At 71.9% G+C, this 15,172-nt stretch carries 13 protein-coding genes, 1 tRNA gene and 1 pseudogene; 3 read left to right on the top strand and 12 right to left on the bottom strand.

Going from position 1 to position 15,172, the window contains the following annotated elements:
- Positions 1-49: 49 nt before the first annotated feature.
- The 5 genes from pth to K2F47_RS01750 form a co-directional block, all read right to left on the bottom strand.
- The gene (gene pth / locus K2F47_RS01770) at positions 50-619 is read right to left on the bottom strand and encodes an aminoacyl-tRNA hydrolase (protein WP_242900884.1); all 570 of its coding nucleotides are present in this window, start codon (positions 617-619) and stop codon (positions 50-52) included.
- Positions 620-684: 65 nt separating this feature from the next.
- Complete coding sequence (locus K2F47_RS01765) at positions 685-1,302, bottom strand: 50S ribosomal protein L25/general stress protein Ctc (protein WP_242900883.1); 618 nt, start codon at positions 1,300-1,302, stop codon at positions 685-687.
- 599 nt (positions 1,303-1,901) lie between these two features.
- The gene (locus K2F47_RS01760) at positions 1,902-2,882 is read right to left on the bottom strand and encodes a ribose-phosphate diphosphokinase (RefSeq protein ID WP_214620841.1); all 981 of its coding nucleotides are present in this window, start codon (positions 2,880-2,882) and stop codon (positions 1,902-1,904) included.
- 131 nt (positions 2,883-3,013) lie between these two features.
- Complete coding sequence (gene glmU, locus K2F47_RS01755; RefSeq protein WP_242900882.1) at positions 3,014-4,450, bottom strand: bifunctional UDP-N-acetylglucosamine diphosphorylase/glucosamine-1-phosphate N-acetyltransferase GlmU; 1,437 nt, start codon at positions 4,448-4,450, stop codon at positions 3,014-3,016.
- Positions 4,451-4,617: 167 nt separating this feature from the next.
- Positions 4,618-4,689 (bottom strand) — tRNA-Gln (locus K2F47_RS01750).
- A 398-nt stretch (positions 4,690-5,087) separates the two neighbouring features.
- Here K2F47_RS01750 and K2F47_RS01745 point away from each other — a divergent pair.
- Both K2F47_RS01745 and K2F47_RS01740 read left to right on the top strand, forming a co-directional pair.
- Positions 5,088-6,041, top strand: a complete 954-nt coding sequence (locus K2F47_RS01745) for an acyl-CoA desaturase (RefSeq protein ID WP_242900881.1) — start codon at positions 5,088-5,090, stop codon at positions 6,039-6,041.
- A 53-nt stretch (positions 6,042-6,094) separates the two neighbouring features.
- Complete coding sequence (locus tag K2F47_RS01740) at positions 6,095-6,838, top strand: TetR/AcrR family transcriptional regulator (protein ID WP_242900880.1); 744 nt, start codon at positions 6,095-6,097, stop codon at positions 6,836-6,838.
- Between the two features lie 193 nt (positions 6,839-7,031).
- On the opposite strand, the gene K2F47_RS01735 is transcribed toward K2F47_RS01740, so the two are convergent.
- Positions 7,032-7,820 carry a trans-aconitate 2-methyltransferase gene (locus K2F47_RS01735; RefSeq protein WP_242900879.1) on the bottom strand — a complete coding sequence of 263 codons (789 nt, stop codon included), beginning with the start codon at positions 7,818-7,820 and terminating at the stop codon, positions 7,032-7,034.
- 785 nt (positions 7,821-8,605) lie between these two features.
- Positions 8,606-9,088 (bottom strand): annotated as a pseudogene (locus tag K2F47_RS41900) (TerD family protein); the annotation flags it as partial.
- A gap of 182 nt (positions 9,089-9,270) precedes the next feature.
- Here K2F47_RS41900 and K2F47_RS01725 point away from each other — a divergent pair.
- The gene (locus K2F47_RS01725; protein WP_242900877.1) at positions 9,271-9,759 is read left to right on the top strand and encodes a MarR family winged helix-turn-helix transcriptional regulator; all 489 of its coding nucleotides are present in this window, start codon (positions 9,271-9,273) and stop codon (positions 9,757-9,759) included.
- A 60-nt stretch (positions 9,760-9,819) separates the two neighbouring features.
- Here the strand turns inward: K2F47_RS01725 and K2F47_RS01720 are convergent, their stop codons facing one another.
- The 5 genes from K2F47_RS01720 to rsmA form a co-directional block, all read right to left on the bottom strand.
- A complete protein-coding gene (locus K2F47_RS01720; protein WP_242900876.1) occupies positions 9,820-11,595 on the bottom strand; it encodes an ABC-F family ATP-binding cassette domain-containing protein in 1,776 nt (591 codons plus the stop codon).
- A gap of 55 nt (positions 11,596-11,650) precedes the next feature.
- Positions 11,651-11,887 (bottom strand): hypothetical protein, encoded by a 237-nt coding sequence (locus K2F47_RS01715; RefSeq protein ID WP_242900875.1) that lies wholly within the window; start codon positions 11,885-11,887, stop codon positions 11,651-11,653.
- Between the two features lie 131 nt (positions 11,888-12,018).
- Positions 12,019-12,957 carry a 4-(cytidine 5'-diphospho)-2-C-methyl-D-erythritol kinase gene (locus K2F47_RS01710; RefSeq protein WP_242900874.1) on the bottom strand — a complete coding sequence of 313 codons (939 nt, stop codon included), beginning with the start codon at positions 12,955-12,957 and terminating at the stop codon, positions 12,019-12,021.
- 101 nt (positions 12,958-13,058) lie between these two features.
- The gene (locus K2F47_RS01705) at positions 13,059-14,228 is read right to left on the bottom strand and encodes a glycoside hydrolase family 26 protein (protein ID WP_242900873.1); all 1,170 of its coding nucleotides are present in this window, start codon (positions 14,226-14,228) and stop codon (positions 13,059-13,061) included.
- Positions 14,128-15,147: a 16S rRNA (adenine(1518)-N(6)/adenine(1519)-N(6))-dimethyltransferase RsmA gene (gene rsmA / locus K2F47_RS01700; protein WP_242900872.1), complete on the bottom strand. Its 1,020-nt coding sequence runs from the start codon at positions 15,145-15,147 to the stop codon at positions 14,128-14,130. Before rsmA ends, K2F47_RS01705 begins: the two co-directional genes overlap by 101 nt.
- Positions 15,148-15,172 lie beyond the last annotated feature (25 nt).

Here is a 15,172-nt window from a genome sequence, read left to right as displayed (position 1 = left end):
CATTACCGTTGCCGCGTTCCCGCGGCCGACATCGGACGAAACTGAACAGTCACCCCGAGTGATAGGTGTTCTGTGCCGCGCCCAGCCCCTCGCGCAGGAGCGCCTCCACCGCGTCCGCCGCCCGGTCGACCTCCAGCGCCAGCTCCTTGCGCTCCGCCGCCGAGAAGTCCTTCAGCACGAACGCCGCCGGGTCCATGCGCCCCGGCGGGCGCCCCACCCCGAACCGCACCCGCAGGTACTCCTTGTCGCCCAGCGACCTGGTCACCGACCGCAGCCCGTTGTGACCGTTGTCACCGCCGCCCTGCTTCAGCCTCAACGCCCCGAACGGGATGTCCAGCTCGTCGTGGACGACCACGATGCGCTCCACCGGCACCTTGTAGAAGTCCCGCAGCGCCTTCACCGGCCCGCCCGACTCGTTCATGTACGTCCGCGGCTTCGCCAGCACCACCCGCGCCCCGGCCAGCCGCCCCTCCAGCACCTCCGACCGGGCCTTGTGCGACTTGAACCGCCCACCTGTCCGCTCCGCCAGCACGTCCAGCACCATGAACCCGGCGTTGTGCCGGTTGCCCGCGTAGGACGGCCCCGGGTTGCCCAGGCCCACCACCAGCCAGACGTCCACCACGCCTCCTCACCGCGAAGGCCCCCGCAGGTATGCACCTGCGGGGGCCGTCACACGTCCCGGCCTTACTCGGCGGCGGGCTCCGCGCCCTCGGCGCCCTCGCCCGCGGCCTCCTCGGTCTCCTCGGCGGCCGGCTCGGTCGACACCGTCGCGTCCACGATCTGGACGATCAGCGTCTCCTCGTCCGCCGCGAGCGCCGTGCCCTGCGGGAGCTTCAGGTCCTTCGCGAGCACCTGCGAGTCGATCTCCAGGCCCGAGATGTCGAGGTCGACCGACTCCGGAATGTGCGTCGCCTCGGCCTCCACCGAGATCTGCACCTCGGTCTGGACGAGACGGCCGCCCGCGACCACGTCGCCCACCACGTTCACCGGCAGGTCCACGACGACCTTCTCGCCGCGCTTCACCAGCAGCAGGTCGACGTGCTCCAGGAACCCCTTGATCGGGTCGCGCTGCACGTCCTTCGGCAGCGCCAGCTCCGACCCGTTCCCGAGCCCCTCGATCGTCAGCAGCACGTTCGGCGTCTTCAGCGCGAGCATCAGCTCGTGCCCGGGCAGGGAGATGTGCTGCGGGTCGGTGCCGTGACCATAGAGGACGGCGGGCACCTTGCCGGCCCGGCGGGTGCGCCGCGCGGCACCCTTGCCGAACTCGGTGCGCGGTTCGGCGGCGATGCGTACCTCGGACACGGCGAAAACTCCTCGTTTGTTGCGATCCACGGCCGTCCGTCATGGACGTCCGCTACGGACAGAGCGAATCAGGCGATGCTCGACGCGTCAGGCGCCTCGAAGATTCTTTGCGTTCCCCAGGGAGTGCGACTCCGGACAGGCACCGCACTGAACGACCCGGGGCATACGCGGATTGCACAAGTCTAGCAGTATCTATTGGAGTGTCCTTGGCGTCAGGCGCAGAGCGCCCTCCTTCGGCGGACACTCCGGCGATCGCTGGCATCGCTCCGAACTCGCCTGGCGGCTCGCTTCGCGATCAAGTTCTCGCAAGCTCGAACTTGCCTTCGGACGCGATCGCAACCTTTCCGCTTGTCGGGGGTTGGCGTGGTGGTTGCTGTCCGCGCTTACGTGAGGGGTTGCTCCTCTTGGGGCACGCTGGCCTCAGCCGACTGCTCAGGCGTCAACAAGCCCAGCCCCGCGATCGCGTGCGAAGCCAGGTTCGAGCTTGCGAGGACCTGATCGCGCAGCGAGCCGCCAGGCGAGTTCGGAGCGATGCAGCGATCGCCGCAGGGCCCGTCGAAGGAAGGCGCTCTGCGCCTGACGCCGAGGGCACTGCAATGTTAACTGTGGCCTCCGAAGAGGCTGGTTACTGAGCCGTCGCTGAAGACCTCGTTGATGGCTCTGGCTACCAGGGGGGCGATCGACAGGACTGTGAGTTTGTCGAACTGCTTGTCTTCGGGGATGGGGAGGGTGTTGGTCAGGACTACCTCGGAGACCCTGGAGTTCTTCAGGCGGTCTACTGCCGGGCCCGAGAGGACGCCGTGGGTGGCGGCTACCACTACCTTGGTCGCGCCGTGGTCGAAGAGGGCGTCGGCGGCCTTCACGATGGTGCCGCCGGTGTCGATCATGTCGTCGACGACCACGCAGGTGCGGCCCTTGACCTCGCCGACCACGTCGAAGACCTTGACCTCGTTCGCGACGTCGGGGTCGCGCTTCTTGTGGATGATCGCCATCGGGACGCCGCCCAGGCGGTCCGACCAGCGCTCGGTGACGCGGACGCGGCCCGCGTCGGGGGCCACGACGGTGACCTTCGAGGTGTCCAGGCGGCGCTCGAAGTGCTGGGCCAGCAGGTCGAGGGCGAACAGGTGGTCGACCGGGCCGTCGAAGAAGCCCTGAATCTGCGCGGTGTGCAGGTCCACGGTGATCAGGCGGTCGGCGCCGGCTGTCTTGAACAGGTCGGCCATCAGGCGGGCCGAGATCGGCTCGCGGCCGCGGTGCTTCTTGTCCTGGCGGGCGTAGCCGAAGAACGGGGCGACCACGGTGATCCGCTTGGCGGAGGCGCGCTTGAGCGCGTCCACCATGATCAGCTGCTCCATGATCCACTGGTTGATCGGCGCGGTGTGGCTCTGGATCACGAACGCGTCGGAGCCGCGCACCGACTCCAGGAACCGGACGAACGTCTCACCGTTGGCGAAGTCGTACGCGGAGGTCGGCGTGAGATCGACCTGGAGGTTGTCGGCTACTTCCTTGGCCAGGTCCGGGTGGGCTCGGCCGGTGAAGAGCATCAGCTTCTTCTGACCGCTCGCTTTGATCCCACTCACCTCTGACAACTCCCCCTCGCTCGAATTTTCATACGTGGGTTGTCGTCCCCACTTGCCCCGCGCCACATGGGTCTCGTGGCGCGCGGACTGTCCTGTTGTTCGGGGGAACACCGTTGTCCCGCCTTCCGGGGCTACTCGCCCGCGTCCTCCCGGGCCCGGCGGGCCGCCTCGGCCGCCGGGGTGCCGGCGCGCCTGCGCTCCACCCAGCCCTCGACATTGCGCTGGCGGGCCCGCGCGACGGCCATCGCGCCGGGCGGGACGTCCTGGACGATCACCGAGCCGGCCGCCGTGTAGGCGCCGTCCCCGACCGTCACGGGCGCGACGAACATGTTGTCGCTGCCCGTGCGGACGTGGGAGCCGATCACGCTGCGGTGCTTCTCGACGCCGTCGTAGTTCACGAAGACCGAGCTGGCGCCGATGTTGGAGTGCTCGCCGATCTCCGCGTCCCCGACGTAGGTCAGGTGCGGGACCTTGGAGCCCTCGCCGATGTCGGCGTTCTTGGTCTCCACGTAGGTGCCCGCCTTCGCCTTGCGGCCCAGCCTCGTGCCGGGACGGAGGTAGGCGTAGGGGCCCACGGACGCCTCGGGGCCGATCTCGGCGTCCACGCAGACCGCGTTGATGACGGTCGCGCCGGGGCCTACCCGGGTGTCGGTCAGCGTGCAGTTCGGGCCCACCCGGGCGCCCTCGCCCAGGTGGGTCTCGCCGTGCAGCTGGGTACCCGGGAGGATCTCGGCGTCCGGCTCGGCGGTCACGCCCACGTCGATCCAGGTGGTCGCCGGGTCGGCGATCGTGACCCCGGCGCGCATGTGCGCCTCCAGGATCCGGTCGTTGAGCTGGCGGCGGGCCTGGGCGAGCTGCACCTTGTCGTTGACGCCCTGGGTCTCGACCCAGTCGGCGGCCAGGTGCGCGCCCGCGCGGTGGCCGTCGGCGCGCATGATCTCGACGACGTCGGTGAGGTACTCCTCGCCCTTGGCGTTGTCGGTGGTCACGCGCTTGAGCGCGTCCTCCAGCAGCGTGCCGTCGAAGGCGTACATGCCGACGTTGATCTCGTTGATCGAGCGTTCGGTCGCGTCGGCGTCCTTGTGCTCCACGATCGCGGAGACGCCGCCGTCGGCCGCGCGGACGATTCGCCCGTAGCCGGTCGGGTCGGGGATCTCGGTGGTGAGGATCGTCGCCGCGTTGCCCTCGTCCTCGTGGGCGCGGACGAGCGCCGCGAGCGTCTCCCCGCGCAGCAGCGGGTGGTCACCGTTGGTGACCACGACGGTGCCGTTCAGCGCGCCGGTCTGCTCCAGCGCCATCCGCACGGCGTGGCCGGTGCCGGACCGCACCTCCTGGACGGCGGTCTCGGCGTCCGGCGCGTGCGCGGCGAGGTGCTCGGCGACCTGCTCGCGTCTGTGCCCCACGACGACGACGAGCCGCCCGGGTTCCAGCTCGCGGGCAGCGGCCAGTACATGGCCGAGCATGCTGCGCCCGCAGAGCTCGTGGAGCACCTTCGAGGTGCGGGACTTCATCCGGGTTCCCTCGCCGGCGGCGAGGACGATGACGGCTGCCGGGCGGCTGGCGCTCACTGGGGAGGCTCCTCGGCGTCGCGGACAGGTTTCCTGGTCGGGCTGTCTACCTGCTGCGACGGCCTCCTGGAGCCCGCAGCGCACCCGACACGGGGAAGGATACCGCCCGCCACCGCCGCCGCGTCCGCCCCACCCGGGCGACCTGCGATCCCCGGCGTCGCGGACAGCTCCGGCGCAAGGACTCGAACCTTGTCTAAGGGCACCAAAAACCCTTGTGCTGCCAATTACACCACGCCGGATCAAAGCGGACAGTTCGGACACGGCCGACCGCCCGGGCGCCCCAACGATACCGAGCCTGCGGGGACGATCACAGTCTATTGTCCCGCGCCCCGGGCCCCGGCGAGGGGCGACCGAGATGGTGATGTTCGTCCGGATTGGTTTAGGGCGGCCGGAGGCGAGCACTTCGTCCTCGTACCGCCGGTCGGCGCGAACCTTTGCCGGGGGCCGCGCGTTCGTGCTGGGTGAGGGGCCCGTCGTGCCCCCTCCCACGGAGACCGGACCGGTGCGCTGCATGTGAGTTATGCGGCCCGTGGGGGAGATTCCCACTGAATTTACCGTTCGCCACTGCACAACCTACGAAGGCGTAGGTTACGGTGGCGTAGGTAGGACAGGCCCAGACACAGGAAGCGGTGACTCTATGACCACGGCCCCGGCCCTCGACCCTCCCCGGCCGCAGCGGCGCCCCGAACTCGACCCGGAACAGCAGGGCAACGCGGAGCGGCTGCTCGTCGCCGTGTTCACCGGCGTCCCGTTCCTGGCCCTCTTCGCGGCCGTCCCGCTCGCCTGGGGCAGGTTCCTCGGCTGGACGGACGTCGCGATCATGGCCGTGTTCTACGTGCTGTCCGCGGCCGGGATCACGGTCGGCTACCACCGCTACTTCACCCACGGCTCGTTCAAGGCGCGGCGGCCGCTGAAGATCTTCATGGCGCTGGCGGGGGGCCTCGCGATCGAGGGGCCGGTCATCACCTGGGTCGCCGACCACCGGCGCCACCACAAGCACTCCGACAAGGACTTCGACCCGCACTCGCCGTGGCGGTTCGGCAACGACTGGAAGGCGCTCGGCAAGGGGCTCGTGTGGGCGCACTACGGGTGGCTGTTCGACGGCAACCGCACGTCCAAGCCGCGGTACGCCAAGGACCTGCTGAACGACCGCGACATGGTCCGCATCCACCAGCTGTTCCCCGCGCTGGTCGCGCTGTCGTTCTTCCTGCCCGCCGCGCTCGGCGGGCTTTTCACGATGTCGTGGACGGGGTTCTTCACCGCACTGTTCTGGGCCGGATTCGTGCGGATCACGCTCGTCCACCACGTGACGTGGTCGATCAACTCGATCTGCCACACGTTCGGCAAGGAGCACTTCGAGGTGCGCGACAAGTCCCGCAACGTGTGGTGGCTGGCCATCCCGTCGCTGGGCGAGTCGTGGCACAACCTGCACCACTCCGACCCGACCTGTGCGCGGCACGGGGTGCTGCGGGGGCAGGTCGACATCAGCGCGCGGATCATCTGGGCGTTCGAGCGCGCGGGGTGGGCCTATGACGTCCGCTGGCCGAATGCGGAGCGGCTCGCGGCCAAACGCACCGAGCAGGCTCGTTGACCGCCACAATTGATCCTGTGACGGAACCCGCTCCCAGACCCCGCAGAAAGCGGATGACAGGCAAGGAACGACGCGAGCAGCTTCTCGATATCGGGCGGACGCTGTTCGCCGAGCGCGGTCTGGACGGCACCTCGGTCGAGGAGATCGCCTCCGCGGCCGGAGTCTCCAAGCCGGTGGTGTACGAGCACTTCGGCGGCAAGGAGGGGTTGTACGCGGTCGTCGTCGACCGCGAGTTCGAGAAACTGCTGCGGCTGATCACCGAGTCGCTGAACTCGGCGACCCACTACCGCGGCAAGCTGGAGAAGGCCGCGCTGGCGCTGCTGGAGTACATCGAGGGGAATCCGGACGGGTTCCGCATCCTCGTCCGCGACTCGCACGGCGGCACCGGGACCGGCAGCTACGCCAGCCTCCTCAGCGAGATCGCCGGCGAGGTCGAGTACATCCTCGCGCAGGAGTTCGACCGGCACGACTACGACGACAAGTTCGCACCGCTGTATGCGCAGAGCTTGGTCGGAATGGTCGCGATGACGGGCCAGTGGTGGCTGGACGTGCGCAAGCCGCGCCGCGAGGAGGTCGCCGCGCACATCGTGAACCTCGCGTGGAACGGAATTTCGGGCCTGGAGCCGCGGCCCTCGCTGGATCCGAGGCAGCGCCGCAAGGAGATGGAGCGCCAGGAGAAGCGGGCCGAGAAGGCGGCGGCGAAGGCGGAGAAGGCCGAGGAGAAGGCCGCCGCCAAGGCGGAGAAGGCGCAGCGCAAGGTGCGGGGCGAGGCCGACGCCGAACCCCAGGAGAGTTGACGGGAATTCGTTTCCCGTGGCTCGTTTCCCCCGTGGAACCATCGGCCGTCCGGAGTTCGCCCGGACGGCCGACGGCCGGGGTCGCCGGCGCCGGGTCGCGGTGCCGGGATCTGTTCCGGATGCCGCCCGCCCGCGAGGTCGCGCACCGCAGGGGAACGAGTCGCTTGCCTCTGATGGGCGGACGGCATCCCGTCTAGGGTGAGCTGCGGCTCGCGACGACGAACACGCGCCGGAACGGGAACACGGTTCCGTAGGGCGCGGCCGGATACGCCTCGTTCAGCTGCCGCCGGTAGTCGTCGATGAACTCGCCGGTCTCGGCCGGGTCGAGTTCGGTCAGGATGGGACGCAGCGTGCTCCCCTTGACCCATTCGAGAACCGGATCGTCGCCGTGCAGGATCTGCGCGTAGGTCGTTTCCCAGGCGTCGACGGCATATCCGTGCCTTGCCAGCAGGTCGAGGTATCCCGCCGGGGTGAGGATGGGGGACGGCGGCATCAGGTGGCCGACCCTGTCCCGCCATCGGGGCGAGCGGCAGAGCGCCCGCAGGAGCGTATGACTGGGCTCGTCGAAATTGCCGGGCACCTGGAAGGCGAGCCGTCCGCCGGGGGCGAGGGCGTCGGCCCACTGCGGCAGCAGTTCGAAATGCTCGGGGACCCAATGCAGAACGGCGTTGGAGACGAGCAGGTCGACGGGGCGGTCCGGGCGCCAGGCGGCGACGTCGCCCACCGCGAAGCCGAGCCGTCCGGGGATCTCGTGCGCCTTCGCCGCCGCGATCATGTCGGGTGAGCTGTCGTAGCCCTCGATGACGGCGTCCGGCCACCGCTCGGTGAGGGTGGCGGTCAGCTCGCCCGACCCGCACCCGAGATCGACGACGAATCCGGGGTCCAGGCCGTGGAGCCGTCCGACCAGCTCGGCGAACGGACGGGAGCGCTCGTCACCGTAGCGCCCGTACTGCGCGGGGTCCCACTCGGCATCTCTCGACATCAAGACAGAGGATGCCCCGCCCCCTATCTTGATGTCAAGAATCCGGTCGGCGCGGCGCGCTAGAAGTCGTCGTCCTTGAACTCCACGGGGCCCTCGTCCATCTCGAAGGTGCCGTCCGTGTAGAGCATCGGACGCGCCTCGCCGCCCTCGCTGTAGCGCTCCACGTGCCTGATCTCGAAGCCGCCCGGGACGGTGAAGTCCACCAGCGCGATCGCGACCCAGTAGGAGCCCGGGTTGTCGTTGAACAGCGGAACCGTCACCGTGGAGCCCCGCCCGTCGGTGACGACCGCGCGGGCGCCGTAGGACTTGAAGGACCCGGCGCCGTTCTCGACCGCGCTGTAGGCGCAGAGCAGCACGTAGCCCTGCTGGTCCGGACGCGTGATCCGGATCGTCTCCCGGCCGGGGATCTTGGCGTCGCCGTCCAGTTGGACGAAGGGCTGCGAGACGAGGGAGCCGAGGGCGCGGTAGTAGACGACGCCGTCGCTCTCCTTGCGCCCCTTGGCCAGTTTGGCCGGGGCGACCAGGTGGGCGGGCACGTAGAGGGCGTAGAGGTCCAGGTCCGCGCCCTTGCTGCGGCGGCGCTTGCTGCCGCCGTCCCACTCGAGGGTGGCGGTGATCGTCGCCGTGGTGTCGCGCTTGTCCAGGCTGATCGCCGCCTTGCCCGCCTTCTTCAGCGTGATCTTGCCGAGCGGCGGCGCCGGGGGCGCGAGCGGGGCGGCGGCCGGGGGCGCGACCGGCGGGGGCGCGACCGGCGCGGGGGCGGGGGCGGGGGGGCCCGGGTCGTCCACGGTCACGCCGTAGTCGGCGGCGAGCCCGGCCAGGCCGCTGGCCCACCCCTGCCCGACCGCGCGCACCTTCCAGCCGGCGCCGCGCCGGTACAGCTCCAGCAGGACGGCGACCGTCTCGCCGTCCACCAGCGGGGGCGGCTCGAACGTGACCGTGCCCGGCCCGCAGGCCACGGCGGCGCGCGGGGTGCTGGACGCGTCGAAGCGCGCCCCCGGACGGTCGGCGTCGACGCTCGCCACGACGGCGACCGTGTGCACGTCGGCGGGCACCCGGCCGAGGTCGGCGGTGACCGTGGCGCCCGCGACGCTCACGCCGTCCTGCTCCGGATGGTTGAAGAACACCAGGTCGTGGTCACCGCGGACCTTGCGCGCCGCGGTGAGCAGGAGCGCAGAGACGTCGATGGGCGTGGCCGCCGTGATCGTGACCGTGGCCGCCGGGCCGTCGAGTGGAGCGTTCCCGCCCTTGCCGAGGGTGTGCTGCATGGTGTCTCTCCGAGGGGCTCGGCGTCGGCCGTCTGCCTGCGGCAACGCGAAAAGATCATTACAGCAGGACCATGATCGTGATCGGCGCGGTGGGGCTGGCCGGAGTCGGCCGCGCGCCGATCCCCGGCCGGGCGGCCGTTCGCGGCGGCCGTCTCGATACCCGAGATGGGTAGGGTGGCGGGATGGAGGATGAGGTCGACCGGCTGGTCGCGGCCTGGAACAACGAGCGCCCCGACCTCGATGTCGCGCCGTTGCACGTCCTCAGCCGGATCTCGCGGCTCGCGCGCCATCTCGACCGCGCGCGGCGGGCGGTGTTCGGCGCGCACGGCCTGGAGTCGTGGGAGTTCGACGTCCTCACCGCGCTCCGCCGGGAGGGCACCCCCTACCAGCTCAGCCCCGGCCGGCTGCTGCACGCGACGCTCGTCACGTCCGGCACGATGACCAACCGCATCGACCGGCTCGCGGCGGCGGGGCTGGTCGAGCGGCATCCCGACCCGCTGGACAAGCGCGGCGTCCTCGTCCGGCTGACGCCGGCGGGGCTGCGGCGGGTGGACGCGGCGTTCGCCGACCTGCTCGACCGCGAGCAGGTGTTCCTGGAGGGGCTCAGCCCCGCCCAGCGGAACGCTCTCGCCGACCTGCTGCGGACGCTGCTGGTCCCCTTCGACTCGTGACCGAGCCTCGTGACGGAGCCTCGTGACCGAGCCTCCTAGCCGAGGCCCTGGCCGGGCCTGCTAGCCGACGTCCTCGGCGAGCAGCAGCCACTCCTCCTCGACCTGGGCGGCCTCGGCCTGGATCTCCTTGAGGCGGCCGTCCAGCTCCTGGAGCTTGGCGTAGTCGGTGGCGTGCGCGGCGAGCCGCTCGTGCAGCTCGGCCTCCTGCCCGGCGAGCTTCTCCAGGCGGCGTTCGAGCCGGTCGAGCTCCTTGCGGGCCTTCCAGTCCTGGCCGCCCTTGGGCTTGGCCGGCGCGGACGCGGCAGGCGTTGAGGACGCGGCGGGCGCCTCGCGCGCGACCACCCCGGCGGTTCCGGCCGCGCGGCGCTCCAGGTACTCGTCGACGCCGCCGGGCATCATCGTCACGCGGCCGTCGCCGAGCAGCGCGACGACGTGGTCGGTGATGCGCTCCAGGAAGTACCGGTCGTGGCTGACGACGACGAGCGTGCCGGGCCAGCCGTCCAGGAGGTCCTCGACCTCGGTGAGCGTCTCGATGTCGAGGTCGTTGGTGGGCTCGTCCAGCAGCAGGACGTTGGGCTCGCCCATCAGCAGCCGGAGGACTCGCAGGCGGCGCCGCTCGCCGCCGGACAGGTCGCCGACCGGCGTCCACTGCCGGTCGCCCGCGAAGCCGAGCCGTTCGAGGAGCTGGCTCGCCGTCCACTCGCGCTTGCCGACCGTGATGCGGCGGCGGATCTCCTCCACCGACTCCAGGACGCGGCGGGACGGGTCGAGGTCCTCCAGGTTCTGCGACAGGTGCGCGAGCTGGACGGTCTTGCCCCGCACCACCCGGCCCGCCGCCGGGGCGACCGAGCCGTCCAGCAGGCGCAGCAGCGTGCTCTTGCCGCTGCCGTTCACGCCGACGAGCCCGACGCGGTCGCCGGGGCCGAGCCGCCAGGTCGCCCGGGAGAACAGGTCGCGCTCGCCGAGGCGGACGGTGGCGTCCTCGACCTCGAAGACGGTCTTGCCGAGCCGCGCGGTCGCGAAGCGGGTCAGCTCGACCGAGTCGCGCGGGGGCGGCTCGTCGGCGATCAGCGCCTGCGCCGCGTCCACCCGGAACTTCGGCTTGGACGTGCGGGCCTGCGGGCCGCGCCGCAGCCACGCCAGCTCCTTGCGCAGCAGGTTCTGCCGCTTGGCCTCGGTCGCGGCGGCGATCCGCGACCGCTCGGCCTTCGCCAGCACGTAGGCGGAGTAGCCGCCTTCGTAGCGCTCGACGCGGCCGTCGACGACCTCCCACGTCCGCTCGGTGACCTCGTCGAGGAACCAGCGGTCGTGCGTGACGACGAGCAGCGCGATCCGGCGGCCGCGCAGGTGGCGGGCGAGCCAGTCGATCGCCTCGATGTCGAGGTGGTTGGTGGGCTCGTCCAGCACCAGCAGGTCGGAGTCGGGGACGAGCAGCCGGGCCAGCGCGACGCGGCGCCGCTCCCCGCCGGACATCCCGGCGAGCGGGGCGTCGAGGTCGAGCCCGGTGAGCAGGCCCGCGAGGATCTCGCGGGCGCGGGTGTCGCCCGCCCACTCGTGCTCGGCGCGCTCCCCCAGCACCACCGACCGGACCGTCGCGCCCTCGGGGAAGTCGTCGCGCTGGGTGAGGTAGCCGAGCCGCAGGCCGCGGGCGTGGGTGACGCGCCCGGCGTCGGGCTCGGTCTCCTTCGCGAGGACGGACACGAGCGTGCTCTTGCCGCCGCCGTTGCGTCCGACGACGCCCACGCGGTCGCCGTCGTCGAGCCCGAGGGACACGGCGTCGAGCAGCGGGGCGGGGCCGTAGGCCTTGGCGACGTTCTCAACGTTGATCAGATTCACGACGCCTCCAGCCTATTGCCCCCGGCGAACCGGTCGGGCGGCTCAGCGGGGCGGGTCAGCGGGGCGGCGAACCGGCCTCGGGCCGGGCCCGCCCACCGGCCGCGGCCGCCGGCATGGCGGCGGGCACGGCGTCCGGCACGGCGTTCGACGTGCTCGCGAGCGCGGGGTCCGGCGCGACGACGGTGCCGGGGGCGTTGCGGCGCAGGTCCCGGTCGCGGCGTACCGACCTTCCGACGAGCGTGGCCATCATGGCGATGGCCAGCAGTGCCAGCAGCCCGGACAGAATCGTCATCGCTCCACCTCGTCCGCGGATTTCGGGCGTTCACCCTATGGACGCCCCCGGCGGGCTCGGAGTTCGCTTGTATGACTACAGCAGCTAGTGTGCCACCGATCACTCACCGTGCGGTAACCCTCACATGGCTGTCAGAGCAGCGTGGCCCCCGGGACCGGCCCGGACGCGCGGACGATCGACGCCGCGACCCCCGCGCCGTCCAGGTCGGCGGCGAGCTCGGCGGCGTGCTCGTCGTTCGCCGCGAGGAACGCGCACGTGGGGCCGGAGCCGGACACGAGCGCGCCGAGCGCCCCGAGGTCGCGTCCGGCGGCGATCGTGCGGCGCAGGGACGGGCGGAGCGCGAGCGCGGCGGGCTGGAGGTCGTTGTCGAGCGCCTCGCCGAGGCCCTTGGCGTCGCCGGTGGCGAGCGCGGCCATCAGGTCCTCGCTGACGCGCGGCCGGGCCGGGGCGCGCCCCTCGGCGGCGCGGATCCGGTCGCACTCGGCGTAGACGGCGGGCGTGGACAGGCCCCCGCCGGCGGTCGCGAACACCCAGTGGAAGGTTCCCCTGGCGAGCGCGGGGGTGAGCCGCTCGCCTCGGCCGACCCCGATCGCGGTGCCGCCGAGCAGCGCGAACGGGACGTCGCTGCCGAGGTCGGCGCCGAGTTCCAGCAGGTCGTCGCGGGACAGGACGGGGTTCTCGCGGTCGTCCCACAGCCGGGCGCAGGCGACCAGCGCGGCGGCGGCGTCGGCGCTGCCGCCCGCCATGCCGCCCGCGACGGGGATGGCCTTGCGGATGCGCAGCGCCACCGCCGGCGCGACGCCGAGCCGCGCGGCGACGAGCGTCGCGGCGCGGGCGGCGAGGTTGTCGGCGCCGGTGGGGACGCCCTCGACCGACACCCTGGAGTAGGGCGCGGCCTCGACGGTGATCTCCAGCCGTGCGGCGGGCACGGCGCGCACCTCGTCGAACAGCGACACGGCGTGGAAGACGTTGACGAGGTCGTGGTAGCCGTCGTCGCGGAGCGGCCCCACGGCGAGCTGGAGGTTGACCTTCGCGGGGACGCGTACGCTCACTGCCGTCACGTCACGCAAGCGTACGGGACGCGGCGCCCTCCCATCGAAACCGCCCCGTCTCCCCAGGTCAGCGGGGCCTCGGCGGGCCCTCGACGGGGTCTCGGCGGGGTCTCGGCGGGTCAGTCGCTGGTCACCGGGAGGTTGCGCGGGTTGAAGTAGGGGGTGGTCGCGATCTCGCGGAGCGCGGAGATGGCGCGCTTGTCGCCGGTCACCGCGAACGCCCGCCGCCGGTCGCGCGCGTCGTCGGCCTGCTCGTCGGAGTCGAAGTAGACGACGGCCTTGACCTGCGGGTCCTGGAGGGTCTTGGCGGCGGCGCGGAGCCACTCGGCGCGGCGCTCGCCGTAGGCCTTCGGGACGCCGAACTCGGCGATCATGATGGGCTTGGCGCGTCCCCGGGCCCACTGCACGAACAGCTTCAGCGCCTCGGACAGGTCGCGGTAGTCGTAGTCGCCGCCCGGCTGGGCGTCGGCGCAGATCCAGTCGACCTCGTCGTCGCCGGGGTAGAACGACCCCGCGTTGCCGGAGCCGAAGCCGCGCGCCGACGGGCACCACACCCAGGCGACGTTGTCGACCCTCTCCTGCTTGAAGACGGCCCGCAGGTGCTTCCACGCGGCGATGAAGTCGGCGGCGGAGTGGACGCGCTTCTGCGAGCTCTTCGTGTCCATGTCCCGCGACCAGCGCAGGAAGATCGGCTTGCCGGTGGCCTTGATCGCGCGGGCGCGGGCCCGGATCAGCTCGTCGTGCTCGCCCTGGACGATCTCCTTGGTGTCGGCGCCGCCCCAGGTCAGCAGCAGGTACCGGCTGCTGGCGAGGACCGAGCCGTCGAGGTCGGACGGGAACGGCGACTTCCAGCCCCCGTAGCTCTGCACGATGTCGAGCTGCCGGCCGAGCCCGCTCTCGAACGCGGCGACCGGCTCCATGCCGGGCTTGCCCGCGTCCTTGCCCGTCGGCTTGGCGGACGGGCTCCCCGAGGGGCTCTTGGACGGGCTTTCCGAAGGGCTTTCGGAGGGGCCCTCCGAGGGGCTCTTCGACCCGTCCGGGGACTTGGAGGGGGAGGCCGAGGCGGACTTGGGCCTGGCGGCGTCCTCCGGGGGGGCGTAGGCGCCGAAGTAGGCGCCCTTCGCCGGCGGGGTCGGGGCGACGCCGGCCCGCGCGGTCGTCGTGATCTTGGGTGCGGCGCCCGCCCCGCTACCGCAACCGGCGGCGGCCAGCGCCGCCAGCACCGTGATCACGATCGGCGCCGCCGCGGGTACCCCGACCCGCGCCGTCCGCGAACGCGCCTTCACCATCGCCCTCCGCCTCTTCCGCGTGTGATGCGCCCCCTGGAGCAGCCGTCGGGGGGCAGTGGGAGTCGCTCACTGGACCATACTCGGCAATCCGGGCGAAGGAGGCCACGTCAATGGCTTCGCCCCGAGCTTGTGGATCAACGCCCGCGGCGCGCAGCGCGCGCTCGGCCGCCGCCGCCGACCCGGCCCAGCCCGCGAGGGCCGCGCGCAGCGTCTTGCGCCGCTGCGCGAACGCGGCGTCGATCACCGCGAACACCTCCGCGCGGGGGGCGGTGGTGTCCGGGGGGTCGCGGCGGGTGAACGCGACCAGTCCCGAGTCGACGTTCGGGACGGGCCAGAACACCGCGCGCCCGACCGGCCCCGCCCGGCGGGCCTCGCCGTACCAGGCGAGCTTCACCGACGGCACCCCGTAGATCTTGGAGCCGGGCGCGGCGACCATCCGGTCGGCGACCTCGGCCTGCACCATGACGAGCGCGCGCCGCAGCGAGGGCAGCGCGGCCAGCAGGTGCAGGACGACGGGGACGGCGACGTTGTAGGGCAGGTTCGCGACCAGCGCGGTCGGCTCCGGCCCCGGCACCGCTGTGATCTTCATCGCATCGGCGCGGACGACCTCCAGCCGTCCGGCGAGATCCGGTTCGCGCGCCGCCGCCGTCGCGGGCAGCTCCGCCGCGAGCACCGGGTCGATCTCGACCGCGACGACCCGCCGCGCCTCCGGCAGCAGCGCCAGCGTGAGGGACCCGAGGCCCGGCCCGACCTCGATGACGACGTCGTCCGCGCGCAGGTCGGCCGCCCGGACGATCCGCCGGACGGTGTTCGCGTCGATGACGAAGTTCTGCCCGAGCGTCTTGGTCGGCCGGATGCCGAGCCGCCCCGCGAGCGCCCGCACGTCCGCGGCCCCGAGCAACCCCTGTTTGTCCCCCACGGAGCAAGTGTCTCAAACCCGCGGA

Origin of the sequence: Actinomadura terrae (assembly GCF_022751215.1) — a bacterium.
GTDB lineage: Bacteria > Actinomycetota > Actinomycetes > Streptosporangiales > Streptosporangiaceae > Spirillospora > Spirillospora terrae.
This window is presented reverse-complemented; position numbering and strand designations above follow the sequence as displayed.